The 4,230-nt window shown below is 33.4% G+C and carries 5 protein-coding genes; 1 reads left to right on the top strand and 4 read right to left on the bottom strand.

Annotation, left to right across the window (positions count from 1 at the left end; all coding sequences use genetic code 11):
- On the top strand, nt 1–273 hold a 273-nt coding region (locus tag ACFVSH_RS23610), incomplete at its 5' end, for an FUSC family protein (protein ID WP_387708146.1).
- A gap of 889 nt (nt 274–1,162) precedes the next feature.
- Here ACFVSH_RS23610 and ACFVSH_RS23615 read toward each other — a convergent pair.
- The 4 genes from ACFVSH_RS23615 to ACFVSH_RS23630 all read right to left on the bottom strand — a co-directional run.
- Nucleotides 1,163–1,342 (bottom strand): YjcZ family sporulation protein, encoded by a 180-nt coding sequence (locus ACFVSH_RS23615; RefSeq protein WP_387594737.1) that lies wholly within the window; start codon nt 1,340–1,342, stop codon nt 1,163–1,165.
- 1,120 nt (nt 1,343–2,462) lie between these two features.
- Nucleotides 2,463–2,918 (bottom strand): hypothetical protein, encoded by a 456-nt coding sequence (locus tag ACFVSH_RS23620; RefSeq protein ID WP_387708148.1) that lies wholly within the window; start codon nt 2,916–2,918, stop codon nt 2,463–2,465.
- Between the two features lie 201 nt (nt 2,919–3,119).
- Nucleotides 3,120–3,371 (bottom strand): hypothetical protein, encoded by a 252-nt coding sequence (locus tag ACFVSH_RS23625; RefSeq protein ID WP_387708149.1) that lies wholly within the window; start codon nt 3,369–3,371, stop codon nt 3,120–3,122.
- Between the two features lie 666 nt (nt 3,372–4,037).
- Nucleotides 4,038–4,230, bottom strand: a 193-nt coding sequence (locus tag ACFVSH_RS23630; RefSeq protein WP_387708151.1) for a hypothetical protein, incomplete at its 5' end; no start/stop codon positions are given.

Genomic DNA, 4,230 nt, shown 5'->3' on the forward strand with positions numbered 1-4,230 from the left:
ACTGTACTCATTGCAAGACATATGAGTATAAATGGATGGAATTTAGGACTATTAATTCTTTTAGGATGTTATATCACACAATGGCTAAAATTTAACAAAACAGTCATTTATCAAGTCGCACTAACGATATTATTTGTCTTTGTACTTGAACACCAAACGAAACATTATGCCATAGATAGAATGACAGATACTCTAGTCGGTGTAATTATTGCAGTTTTGATACAGTTAGTTTGGTTTCGTCTGTTTTTGAAGAGAAAGCAACAAGCTCAGTAGAAATGATTTACACAAGTGACATTTTTTATTAGTCATGTACTTTCCCGGCTTTTGCTTTTTCAGTATAAAATATGCTTTCTCATTCGAGTAATGAAAGTTATAACTGTCGACTCTCAGGAGTTTTGAAATAATTCATTTTCAAGATTTATAAATATGGTATTGATTGTATTTTTCAAACTTGTAAAACGATTTTTAAATAAAATCCACAATAGATTTAATCACTAATTTGAAAAAGTCTAAGATACCATTCTCAATAGTAGAGATGAGTTTTTTTATAGTGGTAGTAATCGTATTCACTGTATTTTTCATTGCAGCAAATCGATTCTTCACAAAATCCACGATCCACTTAATGACGGTAGAAAAAACATTTTTTATACTGCCCCACATGCCCTTGAATGCATTTACCATTAATTTCGCTAATGATAAATACCTTTAAGCAGCTTACCCCAGAACATTCGCTGCATGAAATTCCAAATAAACTGAATGTAACCTGAAAAGATATTCTTGATTCCTATCCACATTTTTGAGAAATCACCGGTAAACAATCCGGAAAAAACTTGTATTAAACCCATGATGACCTTTCGTCCACCGTCTATTACACCTTTTATATTTCCGACAACTGATTTTACAATTTCTAAAATAACTTTAAACTGTGCGTCTCCCAGGAATTATTTCATGGATTAATCTTATAAAAATGGGCATAAAAAAAGGCAGCAACTTTGTCCGCCTTTTTCTCCTGATTTTGTCCCTGTTTTTATAAAACTAATGAGCCGATTACTTTAAGGCGTAGAATCAGGGAAATACAGATTTACAAAGTTAAAAGTACCCCATCTGAAATAGAAATTAAATAATAAAAGGCTGACCAAAATTAGGTCAGCTTTTGATATTCTTAGCAGCATGCACCATATCCATATGCTGGGGCATATCCACCGCCACCAAAACCACCGCAGAAACTAGCTCCAACAATAATTAAGAGGATAAACAATACAACTAAAAAGGCAAATCCACCACTAAATCCACAGCCTCCGTCAAATCCATCACAACAGCCATCTCTACGACTACCTGACATACAATCACTCCTTATTTTTATAAGGAGGAACTTAAATGGGTTAATTCATTCTATGCTCTAAATAATTTAATGACACAATTAAACAACAAAAAAGACCGAAATAAAAAACGGACTTTCTGCTATTTACATTATCCCTAAGGAGGATGCAATCTGAAAAATTGCAACTTTTTGTAGCCCCATATCCATATAGATAACATTCTGCCCTTCATGGCTCAAATACTTCATTTCAATGAATTTGCGTTCTATTGGGTAAAGGCTATATTCTAAGGCTCTTTCCATTTGAATCACTTTTAATTCCTTTGCTACATCATTCTCTTGGGGAATATATGTCCGACAATCCCTTTCTCCTTTAATTTTTTTTTTTTATTTTGTTGTTGTATCTTCAATGCTTATACAATTTCAGTTCTTTCACAAGGATAGAACTGACCTCTTTTTGATCCAAATCCGGAAAGAACGATAATTGGTTACACATTCTCTCCCCCTCTGGTAGCAGCTAATCTTGCCAAATAGGACGATATCAGTGAGGTGACGATTTTCTGGGAAGCACCTTATCATTTAGAAGGTCAAAATATAGCGAAATTCACTTATACAAGGAAAGGTGAGAATATGATCATTGGTGAAGGCTGGTATGATCCTTCTCTGAGGTAGGTAAGAATGAACATAAATATCAAAGTGTACTTACATTCAAAAGGAACGAAGTTTTTACAATGTGGAAGCTTCCCTGTTCTAAATTCAGACTTTAAATAGGACCCAGACTGGACATCAGCTATTGCGGCATACGAATGGATTCAGCAGATTATAATTAGATTTGCAGCAAGTGAGGATTTCCGAATTGATCAAGTGGTTTATAACGACGATATTGATATTACGGAGTTAGAGTTAGGAAAGCTAAGCCTATACTTTAGAAAAGCCCCTCTCAATTTAGAGAAGGGTTTTCAAATAAGCTAAGGAAATTTTTCTCTACCTGTATGGACATTACTCTGAATTTACTAGCCCTAGCATCAAAAAATTAGACAAACTCACAAACAACTATATATATCAACTTAATAAAAACTGTCAGAGGATATTATTTGTTTCCTATCTAAGGTTATTGAGCTGTTCGGACCTGTTATTATACTATTTAGGGTTTTATAACTGCTCGCATTGACCCCTCTGCTCTTGTGCTCTCATAATCTTCTTCGCTAACTTCATAGGGTCTTGGTAAAGCAATAACTTGAAAATTCGAGTTAGCTTTTACAAATGGCAGCTTAAATTTAAAAACTTTTCTTTCACCTGGATTCACTAATACATTACCTACTAATTCATTATTTTCAAAAGGAACTTGCTTCCAATTACTTAAAGCAACAATATTGTAGTTTTCTTTTTCCTCATTAATATTTCCGACAGATATATAAATATCTTCCCCACTTCTTTCTGTTGGAAGAATCGTTAATTCCTCTTTTTGTTTACTTATAAATATGGTATCGTTTGGTCCTTCGTTAAACATTTCTTCAGGAGTAAAGGTAGCATTTTTTTGTTTCTGACTGTTGTTCTTAACCTGAAAGCGCAAAGGTAAAATTTCTTGTAATGAATGCATCTTTGGAATATCTAATTTCTCTGTAAAATAATTAGGTTTTTTAATAACAAGATAATCTATTTCACTTGTATCTTTTTTAACGGAAATACTTGTCTTGAATTCAACGGTTTTATTTGCCCTCGCATTAAAAGGATATACATTGTACTGCTTTCCTTGGACTGTAAAAGGAATTTGTTTAAAGTTATCGAGGACAATTAATGCTTAGTCCCTTTCCACTTCGATAAAATTAGAGTGAGAAAAGGTATACTCGAGCTTATTTTCTTTTGGTTCTAGTATACTTCCGTTATTTACTACTTTATCGATTTCATCTAATAGGCCGAAGGATATGGTGTTAGAACTTTCCTCAAATCCTGGTTGAACTCCTTTTGTATTTTCATTTGTTTTTTCGGCTGATTTATTATCATATAATAACCAACCTGAAATCCCAATAAATAAAATGACCGTTATTACCATAAGTTGTTTTTCATAAAACCCGCTCCCAGAAAAGAAGTTAAGGCTAACTAATGTCAGCCTTAACTTCTTCTATTTATTTAATATTTATCCATAGTTAAATAATACAATATGCCTTTATTAAATTACATTTTTTTACACATACTACAGTATTTATTTATTTCAAAAGATTGATGTAATGAACAAAAGGGCAATGCCCGTTCCGTTTGCAAAACCGGCCTCCCCCCCTTGGATAGGCATGAAGAAGGAATGAAAGGACATATGAATATAATCCGTTGAAATGGGGGGGGGAAAGCCTCCAAGGGCAGCGTGGAAAATGCGTGTAGTATAAATAATAATGGGATTTTCAATAGATCCCTATTTCAATCTTCCCTCATCTTATAATAACGGTCCTATCTCTTTCGTTCATCTAAATCAACCTATACCATGTGATTTGAAATCCTGAGAATAAACGAGTATTCGTGAGCTTTGTCTATAAACTGAGGGAGTTCATTAAAGTTATAGAATGGTTTGTTACTAGTAAATTCCCCGAAATATTTCAACGCTATCCACTTGTTTATAATTAATTCCAAATTATACATGATAAGAAACCAGGATACCCATTAAATATCCCGTAGAAATCGAGTATCTAAAGAAAGACCCTCGGGAAGGGGTGTCACTTATTTCAATTCAACAAAAACTCCCTTGGTTTTCGACCACTCCATGGACAAAGCCAACAGCGATAATCATTATGAGGAAAAAAAAGCGGATTGAACAAATTCCTGATTTTTTACTAAAAGATAAATATGTAAGAAGTGGTTTTTTCGTAAGGCTCTTTTCGTAAAGATTGTTGTTTTTAAAAACTAAACGATTTAAGGTTGAT

The sequence above is a fragment of the Peribacillus sp. NPDC058002 genome, from assembly GCF_042886655.1.
GTDB lineage: Bacteria > Bacillota > Bacilli > Bacillales > DSM-1321 > Peribacillus > Peribacillus aracenensis.

Bases quoted from the DNA above. Each gene is read 5' to 3' on its own strand.
- ACFVSH_RS23615 (WP_387594737.1), bottom strand. From the start codon at position 1,342: ATGTCAGGTAGTCGTAGAGATGGCTGTTGTGATGGATTTGACGGAGGC.
- ACFVSH_RS23620 (WP_387708148.1), bottom strand. From the start codon at position 2,918: ATGCATTCATTACAAGAAATTTTACCTTTGCGCTTTCAGGTTAAGAAC.
- ACFVSH_RS23625 (WP_387708149.1), bottom strand. From the start codon at position 3,371: ATGGTAATAACGGTCATTTTATTTATTGGGATTTCAGGTTGGTTATTA.